The 22,067-nt window shown below is 66.7% G+C and carries 20 protein-coding genes and 2 tRNA genes; 16 read left to right on the top strand and 6 right to left on the bottom strand.

Going from position 1 to position 22,067, the window contains the following annotated elements; genetic code table 11:
- The first annotated feature begins 272 nt into the window (after nucleotides 1-272).
- Both DFO45_RS11895 and DFO45_RS11890 read left to right on the top strand, forming a co-directional pair.
- Entirely contained in the window at nucleotides 273-1,229 is a 957-nt protein-coding gene (locus DFO45_RS11895; protein WP_166657110.1) for a TonB-dependent receptor plug domain-containing protein, read from the top strand.
- A 6-nt stretch (nucleotides 1,230-1,235) separates the two neighbouring features.
- On the top strand, nucleotides 1,236-2,390 hold the full coding sequence (locus DFO45_RS11890; RefSeq protein ID WP_133865032.1) for a TonB-dependent receptor: 1,155 nt from the start codon (nucleotides 1,236-1,238) through the stop codon (nucleotides 2,388-2,390).
- A gap of 77 nt (nucleotides 2,391-2,467) precedes the next feature.
- Here the strand turns inward: DFO45_RS11890 and DFO45_RS11885 are convergent, their stop codons facing one another.
- Nucleotides 2,468-3,439 (bottom strand): fumarylacetoacetate hydrolase family protein, encoded by a 972-nt coding sequence (locus DFO45_RS11885; protein ID WP_245518055.1) that lies wholly within the window; start codon nucleotides 3,437-3,439, stop codon nucleotides 2,468-2,470.
- Between the two features lie 293 nt (nucleotides 3,440-3,732).
- Between DFO45_RS11885 and DFO45_RS11880 the strand changes: the two genes are divergently transcribed.
- Nucleotides 3,733-4,569, top strand: a complete 837-nt coding sequence (locus DFO45_RS11880; protein ID WP_133865030.1) for a sulfite exporter TauE/SafE family protein — start codon at nucleotides 3,733-3,735, stop codon at nucleotides 4,567-4,569.
- 3 nt (nucleotides 4,570-4,572) lie between these two features.
- Here the strand turns inward: DFO45_RS11880 and DFO45_RS11875 are convergent, their stop codons facing one another.
- Nucleotides 4,573-5,244 (bottom strand): hypothetical protein, encoded by a 672-nt coding sequence (locus DFO45_RS11875; protein WP_133865029.1) that lies wholly within the window; start codon nucleotides 5,242-5,244, stop codon nucleotides 4,573-4,575.
- Nucleotides 5,245-5,505: 261 nt separating this feature from the next.
- Between DFO45_RS11875 and DFO45_RS11870 the strand changes: the two genes are divergently transcribed.
- Nucleotides 5,506-6,387: an ATP-binding protein gene (locus tag DFO45_RS11870; protein WP_133865028.1), complete on the top strand. Its 882-nt coding sequence runs from the start codon at nucleotides 5,506-5,508 to the stop codon at nucleotides 6,385-6,387.
- Between the two features lie 6 nt (nucleotides 6,388-6,393).
- Here DFO45_RS11870 and DFO45_RS11865 read toward each other — a convergent pair whose 3' ends face one another.
- On the bottom strand, nucleotides 6,394-7,272 hold the full coding sequence (locus DFO45_RS11865; RefSeq protein WP_245518054.1) for an AraC family transcriptional regulator: 879 nt from the start codon (nucleotides 7,270-7,272) through the stop codon (nucleotides 6,394-6,396).
- A gap of 268 nt (nucleotides 7,273-7,540) precedes the next feature.
- Between DFO45_RS11865 and DFO45_RS11860 the strand changes: the two genes are divergently transcribed.
- From DFO45_RS11860 to DFO45_RS11810, 11 genes are all read left to right on the top strand, one after another.
- The gene (locus DFO45_RS11860) at nucleotides 7,541-9,679 is read left to right on the top strand and encodes a TonB-dependent siderophore receptor (protein WP_245518052.1); all 2,139 of its coding nucleotides are present in this window, start codon (nucleotides 7,541-7,543) and stop codon (nucleotides 9,677-9,679) included.
- Nucleotides 9,673-10,464, top strand: coding sequence for an ATP-binding cassette domain-containing protein (locus tag DFO45_RS11855; RefSeq protein WP_133865025.1), 792 nt, complete (start codon nucleotides 9,673-9,675; stop codon nucleotides 10,462-10,464). Before DFO45_RS11860 ends, DFO45_RS11855 begins: the two co-directional genes overlap by 7 nt.
- Complete coding sequence (locus DFO45_RS11850; protein ID WP_133865024.1) at nucleotides 10,461-11,342, top strand: ABC transporter substrate-binding protein; 882 nt, start codon at nucleotides 10,461-10,463, stop codon at nucleotides 11,340-11,342. The genes DFO45_RS11855 and DFO45_RS11850 overlap by 4 nt, the downstream gene beginning before the upstream one ends.
- Nucleotides 11,335-13,317, top strand: a complete 1,983-nt coding sequence (gene fhuB, locus DFO45_RS11845) for a Fe(3+)-hydroxamate ABC transporter permease FhuB (protein ID WP_133865023.1) — start codon at nucleotides 11,335-11,337, stop codon at nucleotides 13,315-13,317. The genes DFO45_RS11850 and fhuB overlap by 8 nt, the downstream gene beginning before the upstream one ends.
- 3 nt (nucleotides 13,318-13,320) lie before the next feature.
- Entirely contained in the window at nucleotides 13,321-14,394 is a 1,074-nt protein-coding gene (locus tag DFO45_RS11840; RefSeq protein ID WP_133865022.1) for a siderophore-interacting protein, read from the top strand.
- Between the two features lie 38 nt (nucleotides 14,395-14,432).
- Complete coding sequence (locus DFO45_RS11835) at nucleotides 14,433-16,154, top strand: ABC transporter ATP-binding protein (protein ID WP_133865291.1); 1,722 nt, start codon at nucleotides 14,433-14,435, stop codon at nucleotides 16,152-16,154.
- Nucleotides 16,155-16,259: 105 nt separating this feature from the next.
- Nucleotides 16,260-16,646 carry an acyl-CoA thioesterase gene (locus DFO45_RS11830; protein ID WP_133865021.1) on the top strand — a complete coding sequence of 129 codons (387 nt, stop codon included), beginning with the start codon at nucleotides 16,260-16,262 and terminating at the stop codon, nucleotides 16,644-16,646.
- A gap of 45 nt (nucleotides 16,647-16,691) precedes the next feature.
- Complete coding sequence (locus tag DFO45_RS11825) at nucleotides 16,692-17,792, top strand: alpha-hydroxy acid oxidase (protein ID WP_133865020.1); 1,101 nt, start codon at nucleotides 16,692-16,694, stop codon at nucleotides 17,790-17,792.
- A gap of 99 nt (nucleotides 17,793-17,891) precedes the next feature.
- Nucleotides 17,892-18,113: a hypothetical protein gene (locus DFO45_RS11820; RefSeq protein WP_133865019.1), complete on the top strand. Its 222-nt coding sequence runs from the start codon at nucleotides 17,892-17,894 to the stop codon at nucleotides 18,111-18,113.
- 132 nt (nucleotides 18,114-18,245) lie between these two features.
- A complete protein-coding gene (locus tag DFO45_RS11815) occupies nucleotides 18,246-18,758 on the top strand; it encodes a ferritin-like domain-containing protein (RefSeq protein ID WP_133865018.1) in 513 nt (170 codons plus the stop codon).
- 315 nt (nucleotides 18,759-19,073) lie between these two features.
- Nucleotides 19,074-19,150, top strand: a tRNA-Asp gene (locus DFO45_RS11810).
- Nucleotides 19,151-19,374: 224 nt separating this feature from the next.
- Here DFO45_RS11810 and DFO45_RS11805 read toward each other — a convergent pair.
- From DFO45_RS11805 to DFO45_RS11795, 3 genes are all read right to left on the bottom strand, one after another.
- Nucleotides 19,375-19,692, bottom strand: a complete 318-nt coding sequence (locus DFO45_RS11805; protein ID WP_012170144.1) for a PilZ domain-containing protein — start codon at nucleotides 19,690-19,692, stop codon at nucleotides 19,375-19,377.
- Nucleotides 19,693-19,937: 245 nt separating this feature from the next.
- Nucleotides 19,938-20,255 carry a PilZ domain-containing protein gene (locus DFO45_RS11800; RefSeq protein WP_052285898.1) on the bottom strand — a complete coding sequence of 106 codons (318 nt, stop codon included), beginning with the start codon at nucleotides 20,253-20,255 and terminating at the stop codon, nucleotides 19,938-19,940.
- 262 nt (nucleotides 20,256-20,517) lie between these two features.
- Nucleotides 20,518-20,593: transfer RNA gene (locus DFO45_RS11795), tRNA-Val, on the bottom strand.
- 420 nt (nucleotides 20,594-21,013) lie between these two features.
- Between DFO45_RS11795 and pyrC the strand changes: the two genes are divergently transcribed.
- Nucleotides 21,014-22,057, top strand: a complete 1,044-nt coding sequence (gene pyrC / locus DFO45_RS11790) for a dihydroorotase (RefSeq protein ID WP_245518050.1) — start codon at nucleotides 21,014-21,016, stop codon at nucleotides 22,055-22,057.
- Nucleotides 22,058-22,067: the final 10 nt, after the last annotated feature.

Below are 22,067 nucleotides of genomic sequence, written 5' to 3'. Positions count from 1 at the left end.
CATTGCCCACCAACAATTACGGGAAATGTAATTTATACAAATTCAACGTGACACTGAAACAGTTATAAATAAAAACCCAAGTACATCTCATTGACTCGTCAATTCGCTCACATTTTACAGGTGCCGTGACGATTGGTGGTGGAATCGTCGTCATTCGGCGCCATGGGACGGGGAGCCTGCGGTGGCCGCGCAGCTTTTGGAAAGAACCCATGACCCGCATGCACGACACGGCCCGCACACGGCACGCGCTTTTATTGGTCAACAAATCACTTATGATCAGCATCTCCCTGGCACCCCTTCTTGCCGCCGCCCCCGCGCTTGCGCAGCAGGCCGCCAGCGGCGCGCGTAGCACACCCGCCACGGCTACGGCGCCCGCAGGGAATGCAAATGGCGTCGCAGGCGGTGACAGCCAGCAGGCGTTGCCCACGATCAGCGTCAATGACGCGGGCAACAGCCTGTTCGGCGATCCCTATGCGACACCGGCGGCCGTCAGCAGCGTGGACCTGCTGAACAGTCCCGGCGACTATGAGCGGCTCGACGATGTGCTGCGTTCCGTGCCCGGAACCTTCACCACCCAGAGCACCTCGAACCCCGGCGTTGCCGTCAACATTCGCGGTTTCCAGGGCATGGGCCGCGTTAACATGATGATCGACGGGGTGCGCCAGAACTTCCGCTTCGTCGGGCACGAGGCGGGCGGCTTCACCTATGTGGACGACCAGCTGCTGGCGGGCATGGATATCGCCCGCGGGGCGGTCAGCACCGCAGGCGGGGCCGGCGCGCTAGCCGGAGCGGTCAACATGCGCACGCTCGGCATCGACGATATCATCAAGCCCGGCAGCACATGGGGCGCCATCGCCAATGTGCAGTGGGGCAGTAACGGGCAGGGCTGGCAGGAAATGGTGGCCGGCGCCGTGCGCATGAACGACCGCTTCGCGGTGGGCGGCGCGGTAGCGACCCGCGACACCGGCAATTACAAGAACGGTGACGGACAGACCGTGCCCTATACCGGGCAGGACCTCACGTCCGGCCTGCTCAAGGCGGATATGAAGCTCACGGACGATTCCCGCCTGAAACTCGGCGCCGTCTTCTACAACAATTTCTTCTATGCGGATTCCGCCGATCAGCACGTGCGCAACAACACCTTCACCGGCAATTACAGCTATACGCCGGGCAACGACTGGATCGACTTCCGCCTCAACGCCTATCTGAACGACCTCAAGATGGTCTAAGGCAATGTGCCGGCGACCACGAGTTCGTATCGCGGCCGGGTGATCGACGACCGGGGCTGGGGCTTCGACACCTCCAACACCTCGCGCTTCCTGCTGGGTCAGGTGGCCGTCGCCACCACCTATGGGGTCGAATATTTCTATGACGATGTCAGCAGCGCCAACACGGTGACGCCCACGCTCTATGGCGGCGTGAACCCGGCCGGCACCAGCGCCATCGGCGGTGTGTTCGACGAGACCAAGTTCAACTATTCCATCTTCGAACTCATCGTGGGCCTGCGCTACGACTTCTTCAACCTGAACGGCTCCGGATATGAGAACTCCACGGGCGGCGCGGTGCCCGTGGGTCCATGGACGGTGGATCAGGACAAGGGCCGCTTCGACCCGAAGGTCACCTTCGCCATCAGCCCGTTCGACTGGCTGCAGCCGTATGTGACCTATGCGGAAACCATGCGCGCGCCGACCGCCTCGGAAACCATGATCGGCGGCGAGCATCCCGGCACGAGCGTCAGCTATTCCGCCAATCCCTATCTCCAGCCGGAGGTCTCGAAGGGCTGGGAATTCGGCGTCAACCTCCGCCGGAACGGCATCTTCACGGCCAACGATCAGCTGCGCCTGAAGGCGGACTACTTCACGAACGACATCGACAATTACATCGTCACCTGTCGAAAGACGCAGTATTATTTCTGCAACGTGGCAGGCACCTCCACCGTGAGCGGTGTGGAATTCGAGGCCCATTACGATGCCCGGAAGGTCTTCGCGGACCTGACCTACACGCACAATACCAACGACCTCCCGGCGCAGACACAGGGCTTCGGCGCCAATCAGTATCTGCCGGAGGACATCGTGACCGTCTCGGCGGGCCTGCGCTTCCTGGAGGAGAAGCTGTCCATCGGCGGCCGCTATACCTATGTATCGGAAGGGCAGACGCTGGCCTATAACGCCAGCTTCCTCGGCACGGTCAGTTCCACGCCCTCCCCCGCCTACAACATCGTCGATCTGTTCAGCAGCTACGCCGTCAGCGACAAGCTGACGTTCCGGTTCGACGCTACGAACCTGCTCAATGAAAACTACACCCCTGCCCTCTCCATCCAGCCCACCGGCTTCTCGGGAGACACGGGCCAGGGCCGCACCTACCTCCTGAGCCTGCGCGCCCACATCTGACAGGGCGCGACGCAGCGGCGGCGCGGATGCTCCCGCGCCGCCGTTTCAGCTGCGTCCGGGTCCCGTGCTGCCGGCGTTCAGCCCACCGCCTTGATCTCGTTGCGCAGCGTGCCGATGCCGACGATCTCCGTCTCCATCACGTCGCCCGGCTTCAGGAATTCCTGCGGCTTGCGCGCAAATCCCACGCCCGGTGGGGTGCCGCTGGCGATGATGTCGCCGGGTTCCAGCGTCAGGCCGAGCGACAGCTCGGCGATGATGCGCGGCACCTTGAAATACATCTGCCCCGTGCTCGCATCCTGCTTCACCACGCCATTGACGCGGGTGACGAGGTGCAGCTTGTCCTGATCGAACGCGCCCTTGGTCACGATCCACGGCCCCATCGGCCCGTGCCCGTCGAGGCTCTTGCCCTTGAACCACTGGCCGCCATGGCGCGCGTTCTGCACATCGCGGGCGGTGGTGTCGTTAATGACGGAATAGCCAAACACGTAATCCAACGCCTCGGCCTCGGGAATATTGCGCCCGCGACGGCCGATGACGATGGCGAGTTCCCCTTCCCAGTCGATCTGGGTGGAAACCTTGGGGTCGAAGGGAATGGGATCGAACGGCCCGTTGATGGAATGTGTGCCCTTGGTGAAGAAGACAGGATGTTCGGGATATTTGGTGTCCGTCATCCGCACCGCCTGCCCCTCGGCAAAGTGCTCCAGATAGTTCCAGCCCACCGCATAGATATTGCGCTGGGGATTGGGGATCGGTGGCAGATAGATGATCTCGGTGAGCTTCACGCGCCCCGGCGCCACCTGCGCCACCAGTTCGCGTACCTCCGCCAGCCCCTTGTCGCCCGCCGCGATGAGCGAGACCATATCGTCCGGCTTAAAGGACAGCGCCTTGCCGCTGCGCGCGGCCTCCGCCGTGAGATCCACGACCGTGCCATCCGCAAGCGCGACGCCGACGCGCGGCGGCGCCCCGTCCCGCAAGCGGAAGCTCAACAGTTTCAGCGCGCCGCCCGGATCATTGGTCTGCGCCACAGCCTCATGTGTTGGGCCGACCATCAAAGGCGCCGCTGCCGCTGCGGCAGCCGCAACAGAAACCATGAACGACCTGCGTCCCGTATCCATCAATGCCTCCCTGCTATTTTATTCATTTTTACTGTCAGATCAGCCTATGATCAGGACGCGAAATCTGTCAATTCCAAGAAAAATAGAAGCTCACTGAAACATCCGCGCGCCGCACGCCGGCCGGATATGCTGCAATGCGCAAGATGGGCTCATTCTCATAGCAAGCTCTGGACAAACGTCGGCGCCAAGCGCCAGATGCCCTTCCGTCCGCTTTGCTCCCGGCTGCCATGCTCGCCACCATTCCCTGGTCCGAAATCCTCATTCTGTGCGGCGCCCTGCTGGCCGGCGGGGTTGCCTCCGGCATTCTGGCCGGCCTGCTCGGGGTCGGCGGCGGGGGCATCATCGTGCCCGTGCTCTATGAGGTGTTCCGCATCATCGGCGTCTCGGACGATGTGCGGATGCAGCTGTGCATCGGCACATCCCTCGCCATCATCGTCCCCACGTCCATCCGCTCCTTCCAGGCCCACAAGGCCCGCGGACTGGTGGTGCCAGGCCTGCTGAAGGTGCTCGGCCCGCCGGCCGTCATCGGGGTGGCGCTGGGCAGCGCCATCGCCGGCATGGTCAACGGCAAGATACTTCAGGGCGTCTTCATCGCCCTCTCGGTGGTGCTCGCCGCCCGCAGCATCTCCGGCCGCACCGACTGGCGGCTCGGCGATCAACTGCCCGGAAAGGTCACGCTCAGGATCTGGGGCTTCTTCATCGGCATGGCCTCCTCGATGGTAGGCATTGCCGGCGGAGGGCTTTCCACCATCCTACTCACGCTTTACGGCGTGCCCATCCACGCGGCGGTGGCCACGTCCGCCGGGGTGGGCATCTTCATCCCCCTTCCCGGCGTTCTGGGCTATGCCATCAGCGGCTGGCCGCACCTCTCCGACCTGCCGCCGCTGTCGCTGGGCTATGTCTCTGTGATCGGCTTTGCGCTCATGGCGCCGGTGAGTACGCTCACCGCTCCCATCGGAGCCCGGCTTGCCCACCGGCTGCCCCGGCGGGGACTGGAGGTGGGCTTCGGCGCCTTCCTCCTTGCGGTGGCCGCCCGCTTCCTCGTGGCCATCCTCAGCGAATGAGACTCACCACTTGCTCTTGAATCCGGCGGTGATGCTCTTGTTGATCTCCGAACCCGTGTCGGCCACCGAGGTGGTGACGCTGAGCGGGCCGATCAGTTTCTGCTCGGCGCTGGCGCTGGGCAGCCAGGCCTTGTCGCCCACCGTATTGGTCGCTCCGACCGAGAAGGTGGTGCCGAAGTCATCCAACTTCAGGCTCAGCGACTTGCCGGTCTCCACCACGCTCGCATTGTCCGAATTGCGGACCATGGAATAGCTGTCGTTGACGCTGGCGGTCATGTGGTCCGTCACCTTCATGTCCCGCGAGAAGGTGGTGCCCACCTTGCCCTGGTTCTGGGTGGGATCGACGCGCATCTCCACCGTCGTCTGGCTCCACGGCACCACATCCGTATTGGTGGGCACATTCACCTTGGCCCAGGCGGCGGCGCTGGACGAATCAGGCTGCGTCCACGGCAGGGGCTTGGCCGGCTGGACAGTTGTGGAGGGCTGCGCGGCCAGCGACATGTCCACGCCATAGGAGGCGCCGTCGAGCCAGCCCGGCGTCGAGGACACATTCACGGACGAGGAGCCGTCCGATTTCACCTCACGGTTGATGGAGGTCTTGCCGTCATCCGCGCGGGCCGTTGCCCCCGCCATGACCAACACCAGCGCCGCCATGCCAATTGCACGCGTCGCCATGAATTCCTGCGGTCGCATCTGGTGCTCCGTTGATGTTGCGCATCAGCGGACGAACCCATCAGGTCCGATCCATTCGACCCAGCCCACCCCTTTGTCCCGGATGCAGGTTAAGACATTCTTGCCGCACCGCAACAACACCCGAATGCCGTCCGTCATTCTGCACGCCATGCATGGCTTTGGCGCAACAGCCCCGCCCCGCGCCCTTGCCGCCACCTCGCCCCGGCCCTAATCCGGCAGCGGGAGAAAACGAAGCGGCACGAGATGACAAACGATATCGCCACCCTCACCAGCCTTCTGAGCCGGATCGCCGACGCGCTGGAGCGCGCGGCCCCGCCCACCACTGTCGCCCCGGATTTCGAGGCGGCGGACGCATTCGTCTGGGCGACGCAGCCGTCCCGCTTCGAGCCGGTGCCGCGTGTCAACCGGGTGGAGATGGATCTGCTCCAGGGCATCGACCGGGTGCGCGACCAACTGGTGGAGAACACCGAGCGCTTCGCGCGCGGGCTTGCCGCCAACAACGCCCTGCTGTGGGGTGCGCGCGGCATGGGCAAAAGCTCGCTGGTGAAGGCGGCCCATGCGCATGTGAACCGGTCCATTACCGACCCGGCTGCCCCGCGCCTCAAGCTCGTGGAAATCCACCGCGAGGACATCGAGACCCTGCCGGCGCTGATGGCCCACGCGCGCGCCGCCCGTCACCGCTTCATCGTCTTCTGCGACGATCTCTCCTTCGATGCGGACGACACCTCCTACAAGTCGCTGAAGGCGGTGCTGGAGGGCGGCATCGAGGGCCGGCCGGACAATGTGATCTTCTACGCCACCTCCAACCGCCGGCACCTGCTGCCGCGCGACATGATGGAGAACGAGCGCTCCACTGCCATCAATCCCGGCGAGGCAGTGGAAGAGAAGGTCTCGCTCTCGGACCGCTTCGGGCTCTGGCTCGGCTTCCACAAGTGCAGCCAGGACGAATATCTGGCGATGGTCGAAGGCTATGTGGCCCATCACGGCCTCCCGGTCACGGAAGCCGACTGGCGTCCGCAGGCGCTGGAATGGGCCACCACCCGCGGCGCCCGCTCCGGCCGCACGGCATGGCAGTTCGTGCAGGATCTGGCCGGCCGGCTCGGCGTGCCGCTGAAGGCCGCGTAAACGCCGTCAGTTCGCTCTGAGACCCCGGCGCCACGCGCCGGGCGTCTGCCCGAAGGCGCGGCGGAACACACGGGTGAGGTGCGCCTGATCGGCAAAGCCGGCCGCTGCCGCAATGTCGGTCAGCGGCATGTCGCCCGCCAGCATCTGCTGCACGCGCTTCAGCCGCGCCTGCGTGTGCCACTGATAGGGCGCAAGGCCGGTCGCCGCCTTGAAGGCGTGGCTGAAATAGGATTGCGAGAGTTCGGCGAGCTCCGCCAGTTCCTGAAGGCGGATGTTGCGCAGGCAGTTGGCCTCGATGAAATCGGTGACGCGGCGCAATTGCCAGGGCGCCAGCGCGCCGCGCTTGCGCTCCGGCGCACGGGCAAGCTGCATCAGATCGACGAACAGGGCCACGATGAGCCCGTCGCCATAGAGATCGTGATGTCCGTCCCCATCCATGCATTCGGCCGCGATGAGACGGGCAAGGCTCATCATCCGCGCGTCCGTGAACCTGAGACGGGGCGTCGAGAGGCGGTCCGCATCCAGTTCCTCGCCGATGCGCGAGGACAGCGTGTCGACGTCGAAGTGGATATCCAGATGTCGGATGGTCATGGGCGCGTCGATGCGCGACCAGAGCGGCATGCCGGCGGGGACGAAGGTCAGGTGATGCTCGGCGCGGCTCGCCACCACCTCGTTGGCGCCGGGGCTGAGCTTCAGGTCCGAGGAGCCGCCGGACCGCTCAAGCACGACGAAGAGGCGCGGATCCTTGGCCACGTAATAGCCGTGAGCGCCGGCCTCGCAGGCGGCGTGCCACACGTCGGCCACCGCACCATTCCACCGCCGCCAGCGCAGATCCTCCAGAACCGTGATGCCCTCACGCGACGATGTCATGCGGGGTTTGAACATCCCGGCCATCTCCCGAGCATACCGGCAAAGCAACGCTGCATTTTATAGAAATTACAATCTTTCGATCGTGATCTGCCGCAACGGGTCTTGTGCCGCGACAGGAGACCAAAAAAGTTCTATGCGCAACAGGATGCGACAATCAAGCAGCAAACACCATTGATATGAGCACGACATCGAACCTATTGATCCCGCAGGCGTGTTTTAGATTTGAATACTTCTGAACTGCGCTCGGGATTCTCGCACATGGCAGGCTGAGATGCGCCATCCGATGTCCCTTCGCTCCGTCCTCATGCTTGGCGTGGCCCTGCCCGCGCTCCTGGCCGGCCCCGCCCGCGCCCAGCAGGCGGGCGAAAGCTCGTCCATCCTGCTCGATACCATCTCCGTGGAGACGCAGGGCCAGAAGGAGAGCCCGACCGGCCCGGTGCAAGGCTATGTGGCCCGCCAGACCCTGACCGGCACGAAGACCGCCACGCCGCTCCTTGAGGTGCCGCAGTCCATCTCCGTTATCACGCGCGACCAGATGGACGACCGGCAGGTGCAGAACCTCGGCCAGGCGCTGGATTACTCGGTGGGCGTGGTTTCGCAGCCCTATGGCACCGATCCGCGCTTCGACTCGCCCATCATCCGCGGCTTCTCGTCCGCCACCAGCCAGTATCTCAACGGCCTGAAGCTGATGCGCGACGCGGGCGCCACCTCCATCGATCCCTATGCGCTGGAGCGGGTGGACGTGCTGCGCGGGCCCGCCTCCGTGCTCTACGGGCAGGGCAATCCCGGCGGCCTGATCGACATGGTCAGCAAGCGACCCACCTGGACCAACTTCGGCGAGTTCAACCTCGAGGCCGGCAGCTTCGACAATTATTCCGCGAGCTTTGATTTCGGCGGGCCAACCTCCCCCGATTCCAAGGTCGCCTATCGCCTCACCGGCCTTGCCCGCACCACGGGCACCCAGACCGACTTCGTGGACATGGACCGCTACCTGCTGGCGCCCTCCTTCACCTTCCAGCCGGACGCATCCACCTCCTTCACCCTGCTCGCCATGGTGCAGTACGACACGCCAAACTCCACCGTCGGCCTGCCGGCGCAATATACTTTGCAATCGCTCAACGGCCTGAAGCTCGCGCGCAACACCTATCTGGGCGATCCGGACTTCAACTCCTCCAGCCGCACGCTGTCGTCCGTCGGCTATGAATTCAGCCACACCTTCGACAACAACGTCACCTTCCGCCAGAACGCCCGCTACCTGAAGCTCGACTGGGATTATGCGGCGCTCTATTACAACGGCCTCAGCACCACCAACCCGGCCATCGCCAATCGCGGCTCTTCCACCAATGACGAGAACCTCGGCACCTTCACCATCGACAACCAGCTCGAGGCGAAGCTCACCACGGGTCCGCTGAGCCACGACATCCTGATCGGTGCGGACTATCGGAACTTCAACACCGATACCTTCACCACCTTCGGCACCGCGCCGACCATCAATGTCTTCGCGCCGCTCTATAACCAGTATATCGGCAATTCCATCTGGTATGCGTCCAAGGTCAACGGCACGGTGGACCAGTTGGGCCTCTATGCGCAGGACCAGATCAAGCTCGACCGCTGGCTGCTGACGCTGGGCGTGCGGCAGGACTGGGCCAGCACCAATTCGTCCACCCTCACCAATTACGGCCTGACCACGCAGGATCAGGACGACAGCGCCGCCACCTGGCGCGCGGGCCTGACCTATCTGTTTGACAACGGCATCGCGCCTTATGTGAGCTATTCCACCTCCTTCGAGCCGGTGATCGGCAACATGCCGGCGGCGCTCGGCGGCGCGGCCTTCCAGCCCTCGGAAGGCAAGCAGTATGAGGCCGGCATCAAGTATCAGCCGGTGGGCTGGAATGCCTTCTTCACCGCCGCCGTCTATGACCTCACCCAGAGCAACGTGCAGTCCACCGATCTCATCAATGGCGTGAGCTATGCGGTGCAGAATGGCGAGGTGCATGTGAAAGGCGTCGAGCTCTCCGCCACCGCCAGCCTCACGCAGGGGCTGAAGCTGATCGCCAACTACACCTACATGGATGCGGAGATCACGCAGGGCCAGTATGCCGGCAACCAGCCCGGCAATGTGCCGAAGAATTCCGCCAATGCGTGGCTGGATTATACGTGGCAGACCGGTCCGCTGAAGGGCTTCGGCCTCGGCGGCGGCGTGCGCTATGTGGGCGAGCGCTACGATCTCGACAGCAACGCCAACCTCCTGCCCGCCAACACGCTGGTCGATGCGGCGATCCATTATGAGAAGGGTCCGTTCAAGGCCCAGCTCAATGTCTCCAACATCGCCGATGTCACCTATGTGGCGAGCTGCGGCTTCTTCGGCTGCTTCTATGGCGACGGGCGCACCGTCACCGGAAAGGTCACCTACAAATGGTGAGTGGGCCGCTCTGGCAGCTCTCTGAGGTTTCCTTCGCGGTGCCGGGACGGGAGATCCTGGCGCCGCTCTCCCTGTCGCTCGCCCCGGGTCGGGTCTATGGGCTCATCGGCCCGAACGGCTCGGGCAAGAGCACGCTCCTGAAGCTGCTGGCGCGCCAGCACGTGCCGAGCGGCGGCGCCCTCCTGTTCGAGAACCGCCCCCTCGCGGACTGGCGGGCGCGCGACTTTGCCCGCGCCGTCGCCTACATGCCGCAGTTCACGCCGCCCACCGACGGCATGAGCGTGCGCGAGCTGGTGGCGCTCGGCCGCTTTCCCTGGCACGGAACCCTCGGCCGCTTCACGGCTGCGGACCGGGCCAAGGTGGAAAGCGCCATCGCGCGAACGGACCTTGCCGCGCTGGCCGACCGCAGCGTGGACAGCCTCTCCGGCGGCGAGCGGCAGCGCGCGTGGGTCGCGCTCATGCTGGCGCAGGAGCCGCGCTGCCTGCTGCTGGACGAGCCCACGTCCGCCCTCGACATCGCCCACCAGAGCGAAGTCCTCGCCCTCGTGCGCCGGCTCTGCCGCTCGCCGGAGGGGGAAGCCATGACCGTCGTGGTGGTGCTGCATGACATCAATCTCGCCGTGCGCACCTGCGATGAACTCATCGCCCTGCGCGGCGGGCGCATCCTTGCGCAGGGGGCCGCCGCAGATCTGGTGAGGCCGGACCTGCTGGGCGCGCTCTATGGCCTGCCCATGGGGGTCATCCCCCATCCCGTGCGGGGCGAACCCATGGGCTATGTGCTGTGACCGGCCTCTCCCGCCGCGCGCTTCTGGCGGCCCTTGGCCTTGCCGGCGTCTCGCGGGCAAGGGCTGCCTCGCCCCTGCGGGTCGCGACGCTGGACTGGGCGCTGCTGGAGACCCTGCTGGCCCTCGGCGTTGTGCCGGTCGCGGCGGCGGAACTGGTGCTCTATCGGCGGCAGGTCATCGAGCCGGCCGTGCCTGAAAGCGTGGCAGACCTCGGCCTGCGCGGCTCGCCCAGCTTCGAGGCCCTGAAGCTGCTGGCGCCGGACCTGATCCTCGGCTCCAATTATACCGCCTGGGCTGAACCGACGCTCAGCCGCATTGCGCCGGTGGAGAGCTTCTCCATCTATGCACCCGGCGGGCATCCCTATGCCGCCGCCGAAGCTGCCACCCGCGCCATCGCCGCCCGCCTCGGCATCGCGCCAGCGGGCGAGGCGCTGATCGCGTGGAGCGATGCTGCTCTCGCCGCGCTGAAAGCCCGGCTGAGCGGCGGCGACGGGCGCCCCGTACTGGTCATCAATCTGGGTGACGACCGGCATTTCCGTGTCTTCGGCGCCGACAGCATGTTCGGCGAGGCGCTCACCCGCCTTGGTCTTGCCAATGCGTGGCGCGGCAGCACGCGCTATTCCGCCACCGCCCCCATGGGACTCGAGACGCTGGCGCAGGTGGGCGACGCCTGGATCGCACTGCTGCCGCCCGTGCCGCCCGAAGCACGCCGCATGATGGCGCAGAGCGCCTTCTGGAAGGGCCTGCCGAGCGTCCGCGCCGGACGGATCGTCGAACTGGCGCCCGTCAATCCTTTCGGCGCCCTGCCCGCGGCCCTGCGTTTCGCACGCCTCCTCACCGATGCGCTTCCCTTTGCGAAGGCGGCCGCCCGTGGCTGATGTCGCCCGCCTCCCCCGCCCCTTGCCTCGCGCGCCACTGGCGGTGGCCGGGCTCGCCCTTCTGGCGCTGGTCCTGTGCGTCATGGGCCTGCTGCGGCAGCCCACATTGCCCGGCGACCCAGCCACGGCGCAAGCGCTGAAACAGGTCGTGCTCTGGCACAGCCTGCTGCCACGCGCCGTGGTGCCGCTGCTGGCGGGTGCGGCGCTGGGCCTGTCGGGCGCGCTGTTGCAACGGGTGCTGCGCAACCCCATCGCCGATCCCTCGACGCTGGGCATCGCCTCCGGCGCGCAATTGGCCCTCACCGCCTCCGCCTTGCTCATTCCAGCCCTCGCCGAATGGCCCCGCGAGGTCGTGGCGCTCATGGGCGGCGTTACCGCCGTCGGCCTCGTGCTGATGCTGGGCTGGAAGCGCGGGCTGGAGCCGATCACGGTCGTGCTCTCGGGCATGACCCTCTCGCTCATCTGCGCCGCTTTGAGTTCGGCCCTCGTGCTGGCGCGCGGCGAATATGTGCTCTCGCTCTTCGTGTGGGGGGCTGGCTCGCTGCACCAGCAGAGCTGGGCGCCGGCGCTGGGGCTGGCGTGGCGGTTCGCCATCGGCCTTGTGGCGGCCGTGCTCCTATTGCGCCCGCTCTCGGTTCTAACGCTGGACGACTCCAGCGCCCGCAGCCTTGGCATGGCCGTGAACGGCGCCCGCCTTGCCATCATCGCCCTCGCGGTCTGGCTCGCGGCGAGCGTCGTGGCGCTGGTGGGCGTCATCGGCTTCGTCGGCCTTGCCGCGCCGGCCTTTGCCCGGATATCGGGCGCGCGCACGCCCCGCGCGCAGCTGCTGCTGGCACCCCTCCTCGGCGCTCTGCTGCTGTGGCTCACGGACGGGCTCGTGCAGGTGGCGGGCGCGGACGCCCTGCCCACGGGCGCCGCCACGGGCCTTATCGGCGGGCCGCTGCTGCTGTGGCTGCTGCCGCGCCTCAAGCACGTCCAGCGCCCGCAAGCCGCAACACCCGTGGGCCGGCGCCTCGCCTATCCCCTGCGGGGGCTCCTGCTGTTGGCAGCGGGGCTCGCTTTACTCATCCTCGCCGCCCTGCTGGTCGGCCGCTCCTACGGGGGCTGGCAGTTCGCCACGGGCGCGCTGTTCGAGGCCCTCGCCCCTTTCCGCGTGCCGCGCGTGGCGGCCGCCGCAGCGGCGGGCGCGCTCCTGGGGGCGGCGGGCACGCTGATGCAGCGGCTCACCGGCAACCCGCTGGCCGGGCCGGAAGTGCTGGGCGTGAGTGCCGGGGCGGGCGTCGGCCTCTCGGTGGTTCTGCTGCTCCTGCCCGCGCCCACGGTCGCCGTCATGATGGGCGGCAGCGCGGCGGGGGCGCTGGTCGCCCTGCTCGGTATTCTCGCCTTTGCGCTCGCCACCGGCTTCGGGCCTGAGCGGCTGCTGCTCGGCGGCATCGCGCTCGGCGCCGCGAGCCTTGCCTTCATCTCCGCCGTTCTGGCCTCGGGAGATGCCCGCGCCTTCCTGCTGCTCGGCTGGATGGCCGGCACCACGGATCGCGTGGGCAGCGTGGAGGCGGGCGCGGCGGCGGGCATCGTGCTCCTGCTTGTCCCGCCCCTGCTGCTGGCCTCCCGCTGGCTCGACATTCTGCCGCTCGGCAGCACCATGGCCCGCGCGCTGGGCGTGCCGTTGCTCGCAAGCCGCCTCCTCCTTGCGCTCGCCGCCGCGCTGATGACCGCCTGCGCCGCCTTCATCGTCGGCCCGCTGAGCCTCGTCGGCCTCATCGGCCCGCATCTGGCGCGCCTCTCGGGCTTCGCGCGCGGCGCCCACCAGATGCTCGCCGCCGCGCTCATCGGCGCGGGACTGATGGTGCTGGCGGACTGGCTGGGGCGCACGCTCGCCTTCCCGTACCAGATCCCCGTGGGCCTCTTCGCCGCACTGGTGGGCGGGCCCTATCTCATCTGGCTGCTGCGACGCGGCCCCGGCACAGGAGCCTGATCCATGGCCGCTCTCGCGCTTCTGCACGCCCAAACCCGCATTCCCCTGCCCGACCCCGCCACCATGCTGGAGAAGCTGGCCGAGCATTTCGAGACCCACGGCACCGTCACCCGCGCCGATGGCCGCGCCACCTTTATCGGCACGTTCGGCACGGCGGATCTGGTGGCGGACGGCACCCATCTCGTCTGCCATGTGGAGAGCGCTTCGGCGGCGGGACTTTCGGTCTCCAGGATGGTGCTGGCGGAGCACATCTGCACGTTCGCGGGCGATGCGCGCCCGGACTTCACTTGGACCGGCGATCTCGCCACCGAGGCCCGCCTGCCCTATCTGCACGAGCTTACCGTAAAGGCCGCCCGGCAAATCACGCCCCGGATGCGGCGGGTGGTGCTGGCGGGCGATGTCTCTGGATTGCTGGCCAACGGCCTCCATGTGCGCCTGCTCATTCCACCGAAAGGCCGCGCGCCCGTGTGGCCCACCGCGCAGGCGGATGGGCGGGTGCTGTGGCCGCAGGGCGCGGATGCGCTGAGCCCGCGCGTCTATACGCTGCGCCATGTGGATGTGGCGGCAGGCGAGGCGACGCTCGACATCGTCCTCCATCCCGGCGCGCCGGGTTCGGACTGGGCGCGGGAAGCAGCACCCGGCCAGCCCGCCGCGGTCATGGGGCCCGGCGGCGGACTGCTGCCGGAGGCGGACTGGGTTCTGTTCGCAGGGGACGAGACGGCCCTGCCAGCCATCGCCCGCATGGTCTCGGAGCTGCCCGCCCATGTCCGCGCGGTGGTACGCATCGAGATCGCCGATGCGGCGGAGGAGCAGGAGATGCCCTCCCGCGCCAGCGTCGATCTCGCCTGGCTCCACCGCAACGGCGCGGAGGCGGGCACGACAAGCCTGCTGGAAGAGGCGTTGAAGGCCATTCCCCTCCCCATGGACGCCGCCGATCCCTATCTCTGGGCGGGCTGCGAGCAGGCCGCCGCCCGTGCCCTGCGCGCCCATGCGGCCGCGCTCGGCCTTCCCAAAAACCGCCGCTCCGTTGCCGCTTACTGGCGCCGGGGCTATCAGGGAGTGGACCTCGGCGAGTGACGCGGCCCGCCGCCCCGCCCCACGGAAACATCATGTCCTTGCTACGCGCCTTCTTCGCCTATTACCGGCCCTACAAGGGCCTGTTCCTGCTGGATTTCACCTGCGCGGTGGTGTCCGGCCTGCTGGAACTCGGCTTCCCCATGGCGGTGAAGCTGTTCGTGGACCAGCTTCTTCCCGGCCAGGAATGGGGCCTCATCGCCGCCGCAGCCGCCGCCCTCGTGGGCATCTATCTGCTCAACGCGGCGCTGATGGCCATCGTCACATACTGGGGGCACATGCTCGGGATCAACATGGAGACCGACATGCGCCGCCGCGCGTTCGACCATCTCCAGAAGCTCTCGTTCCATTTCTTCGACAATCAGAAGACCGGCCATCTCGTCGCCCGCATCACCAAGGATCTGGAAGAGGTGGGCGAGGTGGCCCACCACGGCCCGGAGGACGTGTTCATCGCCATCATGACCTTCATCGGCGCGTTTGCGCTGATGATGATGGTCAACGTGCATCTCGCCCTCATTACCGGGGCCATCGTGCCGGTCGTGGCCTGGCTCGGTGCCCATTACGGCAGCCGGATGACGGAGAATTTCCGCGCTTTGTTCGGCCGGGTGGGCGATTTCAACGCCCGCATCGAGGAGAATGTGGGCGGCATCCGCGTGGTGCAGGCCTTCGCCAATGAGGCGCACGAGCGGGCGCTGTTTGCCAAGGACAATGAGCGCTATCGCACCACCAAGCTCGCCGCCTACCGCATCATGGCGGCGAACATGACGCTGAACTATCTCGGCATGCGCTTGACGCAGGTGATGGTGATGATCGCCGGCACGTGGTTCGTCATTCGCGGCGAACTTTCCAACGGCGGCTTCATCTCCTTCCTGCTGCTGGTGGGCGTGTTCTTCCGGCCCATCGAGAAGATCAATGCGGTGCTGGAGATCTATCCCAAGGGCCTCGCCGGCTTCCGCCGCTATCTGGACCTTCTGGACACCGCCCCGGACATCGCCGACCGCCCCGGCGCGCGCCCGCTCATCGGGCTCAAGGAGGCGATCCGCTATGAGCGCGTCTCCTTCGGCTATGGCGAGGGCAAGAGCGTGCTTACCGATCTCTCCCTCACCATCCGGGCGGGCGAGACGGTGGCCTTCGTCGGCCCCTCGGGAGCAGGCAAGACCACAATCTGCTCGCTGCTGCCGCGCTTCTACGAGCCGACGGCGGGCCGCATCACCATCGACGGCACGGACATCCGCGACTTCACCCTCGCCTCCCTGCGCAGCCATATCGGCATCGTGCAGCAGGACGTCTTCCTGTTCGCCGGAACGCTGCGCGAGAACATCGCCTATGGCCGCCTTGGCGCAACGGAAGACGACATCCTGAACGCCGCCCGGCGGGCGCGGCTCGACGGCCTCATCGCGGCGCTGCCGGCCGGGCTCGACACCATCGTCGGCGAGCGCGGGGTGAAGCTCTCGGGCGGGCAGAAGCAGCGCGTCGCCATTGCGCGAATCTTCCTGAAGGACCCGCCCATCCTCATCCTCGACGAGGCCACCTCCGCCCTCGACACGGAGACGGAGCTGGAAATCCGCCAGTCGCTCGCCGCGCTCTCGGAAGGGCGCACGACGCTCACCATTGCCCACCGCCTCTCCACCATCCGGAACGCCGACCACATCATCGTGGTGAGTCCGGACGGTATCGCCGAGCAGGGACGGCATGGGGAACTTGTGGCCCGCGACGGCCTCTACCGGCGCCTCCACGATACCCAGTTCGCGGACATGGCCTGAGGGGACGCCACCAAGGGGGTGGCAGCCGCGCCGCAGGCGGCTCTTGCCTCCCGCGCCATTACGGGCCTACCAAGCAGGGGTTGTCCTGCGGAGCTGGAGCCCGAAATGCCCGATACGGCCGAACCCACCGGCGAACTCACCCTGCGCACGCTCGCCATGCCGGCGGACGCCAATCCGTCCGGCGACATCTTCGGCGGCTGGGTGATGGCGCAGATGGACCTTGCGGCGGGCATCCGCGCCGCCGAGGTGGCCGCCGGCCGCGTCGTGACGGCGGGCGTGAAGGAAATCAACTTCCGTCTGCCGGTGAAGGTGGGCGACACAATGTGCATCTACACCAACCTGCTGAAGGTGGGCCGCACCTCCATGACGCTGGACGTGCAGGCCTGGGCGCGCCGCCAGCATACGGCCGTCCGCGAGAAGGTGACGGAGGCCGTCTTCGTCATGGTGGCCCTCGACGTCGAGGGGCGCCCGCGTCCGGTGTCTCCGGCCTGAGACGGCGGTTTGTCCTTTCCTGCTCCCGCGCCTGGCGAAAATCCCATGCAGCTGCATCTGCCGGAAGCCTATGACCTGAGCGACTACGAGACTCTGGCGCGCGAGCGCGTGCCGGCGGCGAGCTGGGCCTACCTCGCCGCCGCGGCGGGGGACGGCCTGACCAACGCCGCCAACCGCGCCGCCTATGACCGGCTGCGCCTGCTGCCGCGCGTGCTCAGCGACCTGTCCAAGGCCACGACGCGCATCAACCTGATGGGGTTTGCGCTGGAGCACCCCATCCTGCTGGCGCCGGTCGCCTACCATCGCCTGTTCCATCCCGATGGAGAGCTGGCGACCGCCCAGGGTGCCGCCATCGCGCAGGCGCCGCTGGTGGTGAGCACGCAGGCCAGCACCAGCCTCGAGGAGGTGCGGGCGGCGAGCCGGGGGCAGCTCTGGTTCCAGCTCTACATCCAGCCGGACTGGGGTTTCACCGTGAACCTGCTGCGGCGGGCGGAGGCCGCCGGCTACAGCGCCGTGGTGCTGACGGTGGACGCGCCGGTGAGCCTGCGCACGCAGGAGCGGCGGGCCGGCTTTTCCCTGCCGCCGGGTGTCGAGGCGGTGAATCTCGCCGGCCTGAAGCCACGCCCCCTGCATAGCGGCGGCATCGGATCGAGCCCGCTGTTCGGAACCGCGCTGCCCCATACGCCGCTCTGGGGCGACGTGGCGCGGCTGCGCAGCCTGACCCGCCTGCCCATCCTGCTGAAGGGCGTGCTCGCGCCGGAGGATGCGTCCCGCGCCCTTGCGGAGGGCGTGGACGGCATCATCGTCTCCAACCACGGCGGACGGGTCCTCGACAGCCTCCCGGCCTCCATCGAGGCCCTGCCGCGCATCGTGGAGACGCTGGAAGGGCGCATTCCCGTTCTGGTGGACGGCGGCATCCGCCGGGGCACCGACATCCTCAAGGCCATGGCGCTGGGCGCCAATGCGGTGATGATCGGGCGGCCCTATATCCACGCCTTGGCGGTGGCCGGGGCGGCGGGTGTCGCCCATGCCATGCATGTGCTGCGGGCGGAGCTGGAGGTGGCCATGGCGCTCACCGGACGGCCGACGCTGGATACGGTGAACCGCAGCATCCTGTTCGATCCACCGGCGCCTCCCGCCGCCTGAGGCCCGCGGCCGGGCGCCTTCACGGCCACTCCGTAATCTCACGGGCTGGCGGGCAGCGCCCCATGCGCCAGAATGGCGTATTCGTGCGTGGAGCCCGCAATGATCTACGATTCCAGAGAAGCCCGCGCCCGCGCTCTGATCGAGCGCGCGCGAGCCGAAGGCAACGCCGAGCCCATCTATGATCTCGCGATCACGCTGGCCCGCGAACTCGACCAGTGGGACGAGCATCTGGAACGCTTTGTCGCCCGCCATGTCGGCACGCCTGCGCCCACCGCGGCGATTGCGGCCCCGTCTGCCGATATCGCCTCCGTCCCTTCCTAGCTTCCCCTGCCCCGCTATCCGCTCTGAGACGACCGGCCGGTCCCGCACCGAGACGCCGGGCCGCGCATGAGGAACGAAGCCGCGCGCTGAACCTTTTGTCCAAGGGGACACCCCTGCCCCCTGGAGATGACAATGACCGAACAGACCATCCGCGACATCTTCGTCGTCGGACTGCGCAACGCCCACGCGCTCGAGAACGAAGCCCTCTCCATCATGAACCGCCAGCTCGATCGGCTGGAGAGCTATCCGGAACTGGCGCAGCGCCTGCGGCTGCACGTGGACGAGACCGAAGGCCAGATCGATCGGCTGGACACCATTCTGGAAGGCCTCTCGGAAGATGCCTCGACGCTGAAGGACACGGCCGCGTCCGTGATGGGCAACATGGCGACCCTCGGCCATACGGTGGCGGGCGACGAGATCCTGAAGAACACCTTCGCGGATTACGCTTTCGAGAATTACGAGATCGCCGCTTATCGCTCGCTGCTCGCCATCGCCGAGCAGGGCGCCTTCACGGAAGCCATGCCCCTCCTCCAGCAGAGCCTCGAACAGGAGGAGGACATGGCCCGCTGGCTCGAAGGCCAGTTAAAGCCCTTCACCATGCGCTACGTGGAACGCGAGACGGCGGGCCTTCAGGCCAAGCGCTGACCCCTGGGGCGGCACGCGCCGGCACTCTCGCGCGTTCAGCCGCCCTCCCCTCCTTCCGCCGCTCATGCGGAACCTTGTCCGGCCGCTTACGGAATCGCCGGCCCGGCCGCCAACAGCCCCGGAAAAGGGCGGACGACGCCGGGGCGACGCCGTCGCCCTCATCTTCAGCCCTTACGTTTCAAGGGTTTGGGCGAATTTGCGACGCAGGTTTTACACAGGTGTCACGAAAAGATTTGGGCCTCGCTTGACTTGGAAAGGGGCGGACCGTATCAACCCCTCACTCGACGCGCTGATTGCTTCTGCGGCGGCAAATTCGGGGGTGTAGCTCAGTTGGTTAGAGCGCCGGCCTGTCACGCCGGAGGTCGCGGGTTCGAGCCCCGTCACTCCCGCCATCATATGGCTCATTGAGCCTGAAGCTTCAAAACACAATCAGATCGAGTTGCTCAGGCGGCGCCTTCGCTTTACTCGGATGCGCACGCGGTCTGACTCTGTCTTTTTCGCCCGATCTCCCAAGAATCCACCGGAACGCGGCGGCATGGTCACAGTCGTTCGCGACGCCCCGCCCCTTGGAAGCGGCTGCCCTTCCCTCAACTCATGCTGCGAGCGAGAGGCTGCGTCAGACGATGACGCCCTCGGAGAGATACATCACGCCGAGCCGATCGCCGCCGCGCCACTGGAGTGAGACCGGCACGCGCTTCATGTAGGTCTCGCCCACGATGAGCAACTGGAAGGTGCCGGGGATCTGGGCGCTCAGGGAGACGCGGATCTGCGCGCCGCGCGAGGACATGTCCACGATCTCGCAGAAGCAGAGCTGTTCGCTGTCGTTGATGATCCAGGCCCGCTGCGATGTGGGAAAACGCCGGACGGAACGCCGGTTGTCCTGCCGCTGCCGGGCGGCCGAATGCGCAGTCAGATGAACGATCTGCCGTCTCATGCGGGTTCCAGAGTCATGGCAGCCTCGGGAGCGATGCCCGTCGGCAGATACCGGCCTCTACAGAGGCCCAAAGGCAACCGCAACAAACAATTTCGATATTTGAAATAACGTTACTATTGAACCTCCACCTGGTGAAAGAATAAGCAGACGCGTGCAACAGGGAACGACGCAGGCGCGCAAAATCAAAACGCCGCATCCAAGGCTTGTGATGCGGCGTCAGGGAAGGTGGGAATCGGCGTGAACGATCAGGCGCAGACGCCATCCGACAGATATTGCACGCCCATCCGGTCGCCGCCGCGCCAGCGCACTTCCACGGGCACGGTCTTGAGATAGGTGTCGCCCGCGATCAGCAGGTCGAACATTTCCGGAAGCTCGTTGGCACTGGTGATGCGCACCTGCGCGCCGCCGGCGGACATGTCGACCAGTTCGCAGACGCAAAGGCGCTCATCGCCATTTACGATGAAGGCGCGTTGCGCCGTGGGAAAACGCCGACTGGCGCGACGGTTGGCAGATACGCGCTGCGGCACGGGCCGGGGGCTGATCTGAACGAGTTGCGGCTTCATCAGAGTACATCCCAACTCAACGGGATCCCCTGCTGCGGAGCCGGCCAACCGGTCATCTGCGCCGATGCATCCCATGTTACGCGCGAAGGGCCGGGATTCGACGCCATCGCTGTTAACTATAGTAGGGCGCGTGCGCAGACCCGATCAAGGCGCATTCTGACGTTTTGTTAATCAAACGGCCCGTGCTGCAACGCTTGCGCAAGTTTCGCGCAAGCGTCGGCCGAACGAACAAGAACAACAGCTTGGAGGTGATTGGCGGTACTGGTGGGCGGTGACGGGCTCGAACCGCCGACCCTCTCGGTGTAAACGAGATGCTCTACCAACTGAGCTAACCGCCCGCGGCCCCGTGCACCTGACGGCCATGGGGCCGGTCGCGTTATGGCGACCGCTGACCGCCATATAAGACGCCGCCGCGCCAGCGTAAACTCCGGACCGCGCGATAAGCTGTGGCCACGGGACGGCCGGGCCGCCGCCGGCGCGCGCCGAGCGGGGGCAGCGGGTATCCGCGCGCATTTCCGCGCCGCCGCCATGGACGAAGCGAGGACGGACCAGCTAACACAGGCGCGCGCCCGCGCAGCCCCTTGTTGGGCAGCTGCGGGGCGACGCTGCCTTGGCGGCACAGCCGCCGATCGACATGCCGCAGCACGCCCGCCGCCGTCGTTACGACATCGGCGGCCGGACCTGCGGAACGTGACGGCCAGGGCGCGCGAGACTGGACTTCAGCCCGAAGCATGGGGCTGTTTCGGAGGATGGGTGACGTGGCGAGCTTGACGATCCGGCGGCCAGACGACTGGCATGTGCATTTCCGCGACGGTGCGGTGCTGAAGGAGGTCGTGCCCTTCACCGCCCGGCAGTTCGGCCGCGCCATCGTGATGCCGAACCTCACGCCGCCGGTGGTGACGACCGCCATGGCCGCCGCCTATCGCGAGCGCATCCGCGCCGCCATTCCCGCCGGCGTCGATTTCACGCCGCTGATGACCGTCTATCTCACCGACGGCACCGATCCGAAGGATCTCATCGCCGGCCACAGCGACGGCGTGCTCACCGCCGCCAAGCTCTATCCGGCGCACGCCACCACCAACTCGGCCCACGGCGTCTCGGAGATCGCCCGCATCGAGCCGGTACTGGCCGCGATGGAAGAGGCGGGCATGCCGCTGCTCGTCCATGGCGAGCTGCCACGCGAGCATATCGACATCTTCGACCGCGAGCGCGCGTTCATCGATGCGGTGCTGGAGCCCATGCTCGCCAGGTTCCCGCGCCTCAAGGTGGTGATGGAGCACATCACCACGGCGGAGGGCGTTGCCCTCGTGCGCCGGCACCGGAGCCATGTGGGCGGCACCATCACGCCCCAGCACCTGCTCTATAATCGCAACGCGCTGTTCCAGGGTGGCGTGCGGCCGCACATGTACTGCCTGCCGATCCTCAAGCGCGAGCAGCACCGGCTCGCGCTCCGTCAAGCGGCGACCAGCGGGGAAGCGAATTTCTTCCTCGGCACCGACACCGCCCCGCACATGCGCCACCTGAAGGAAAATGCCTGCGGCTGCGCCGGCGTTTTCAGCGCGCCTGTCGCGCTTCAAGCCTATCTGAAGGTGTTCGCCGAGGAATGCGCACTGGACAAGTTCGAGGCCTTCGCCTCGCTCAATGGCCCGGCCTTCTACGGCCTCAAGCCCAATGAAGCGCGCATCACCATCACCGACACGCTCTCCCCCACCTGCGAGGCGGTGAACATCCCCGGCGAGGGCGAACTCATCCCCCTGTTCCATGGCGAACAGGTGCCGTGGTCGCAGATCGAGTCGGCCTGATCCCGATAGC

Origin of the sequence: Azorhizobium sp. AG788, from assembly GCF_004364705.1 — a bacterium.
Lineage (GTDB): Bacteria > Pseudomonadota > Alphaproteobacteria > Rhizobiales > Xanthobacteraceae > Azorhizobium > Azorhizobium caulinodans.
The sequence above is the reverse complement of the archived record's forward strand: the minus strand, read 5'-3'. Positions and strand labels throughout refer to the sequence as shown.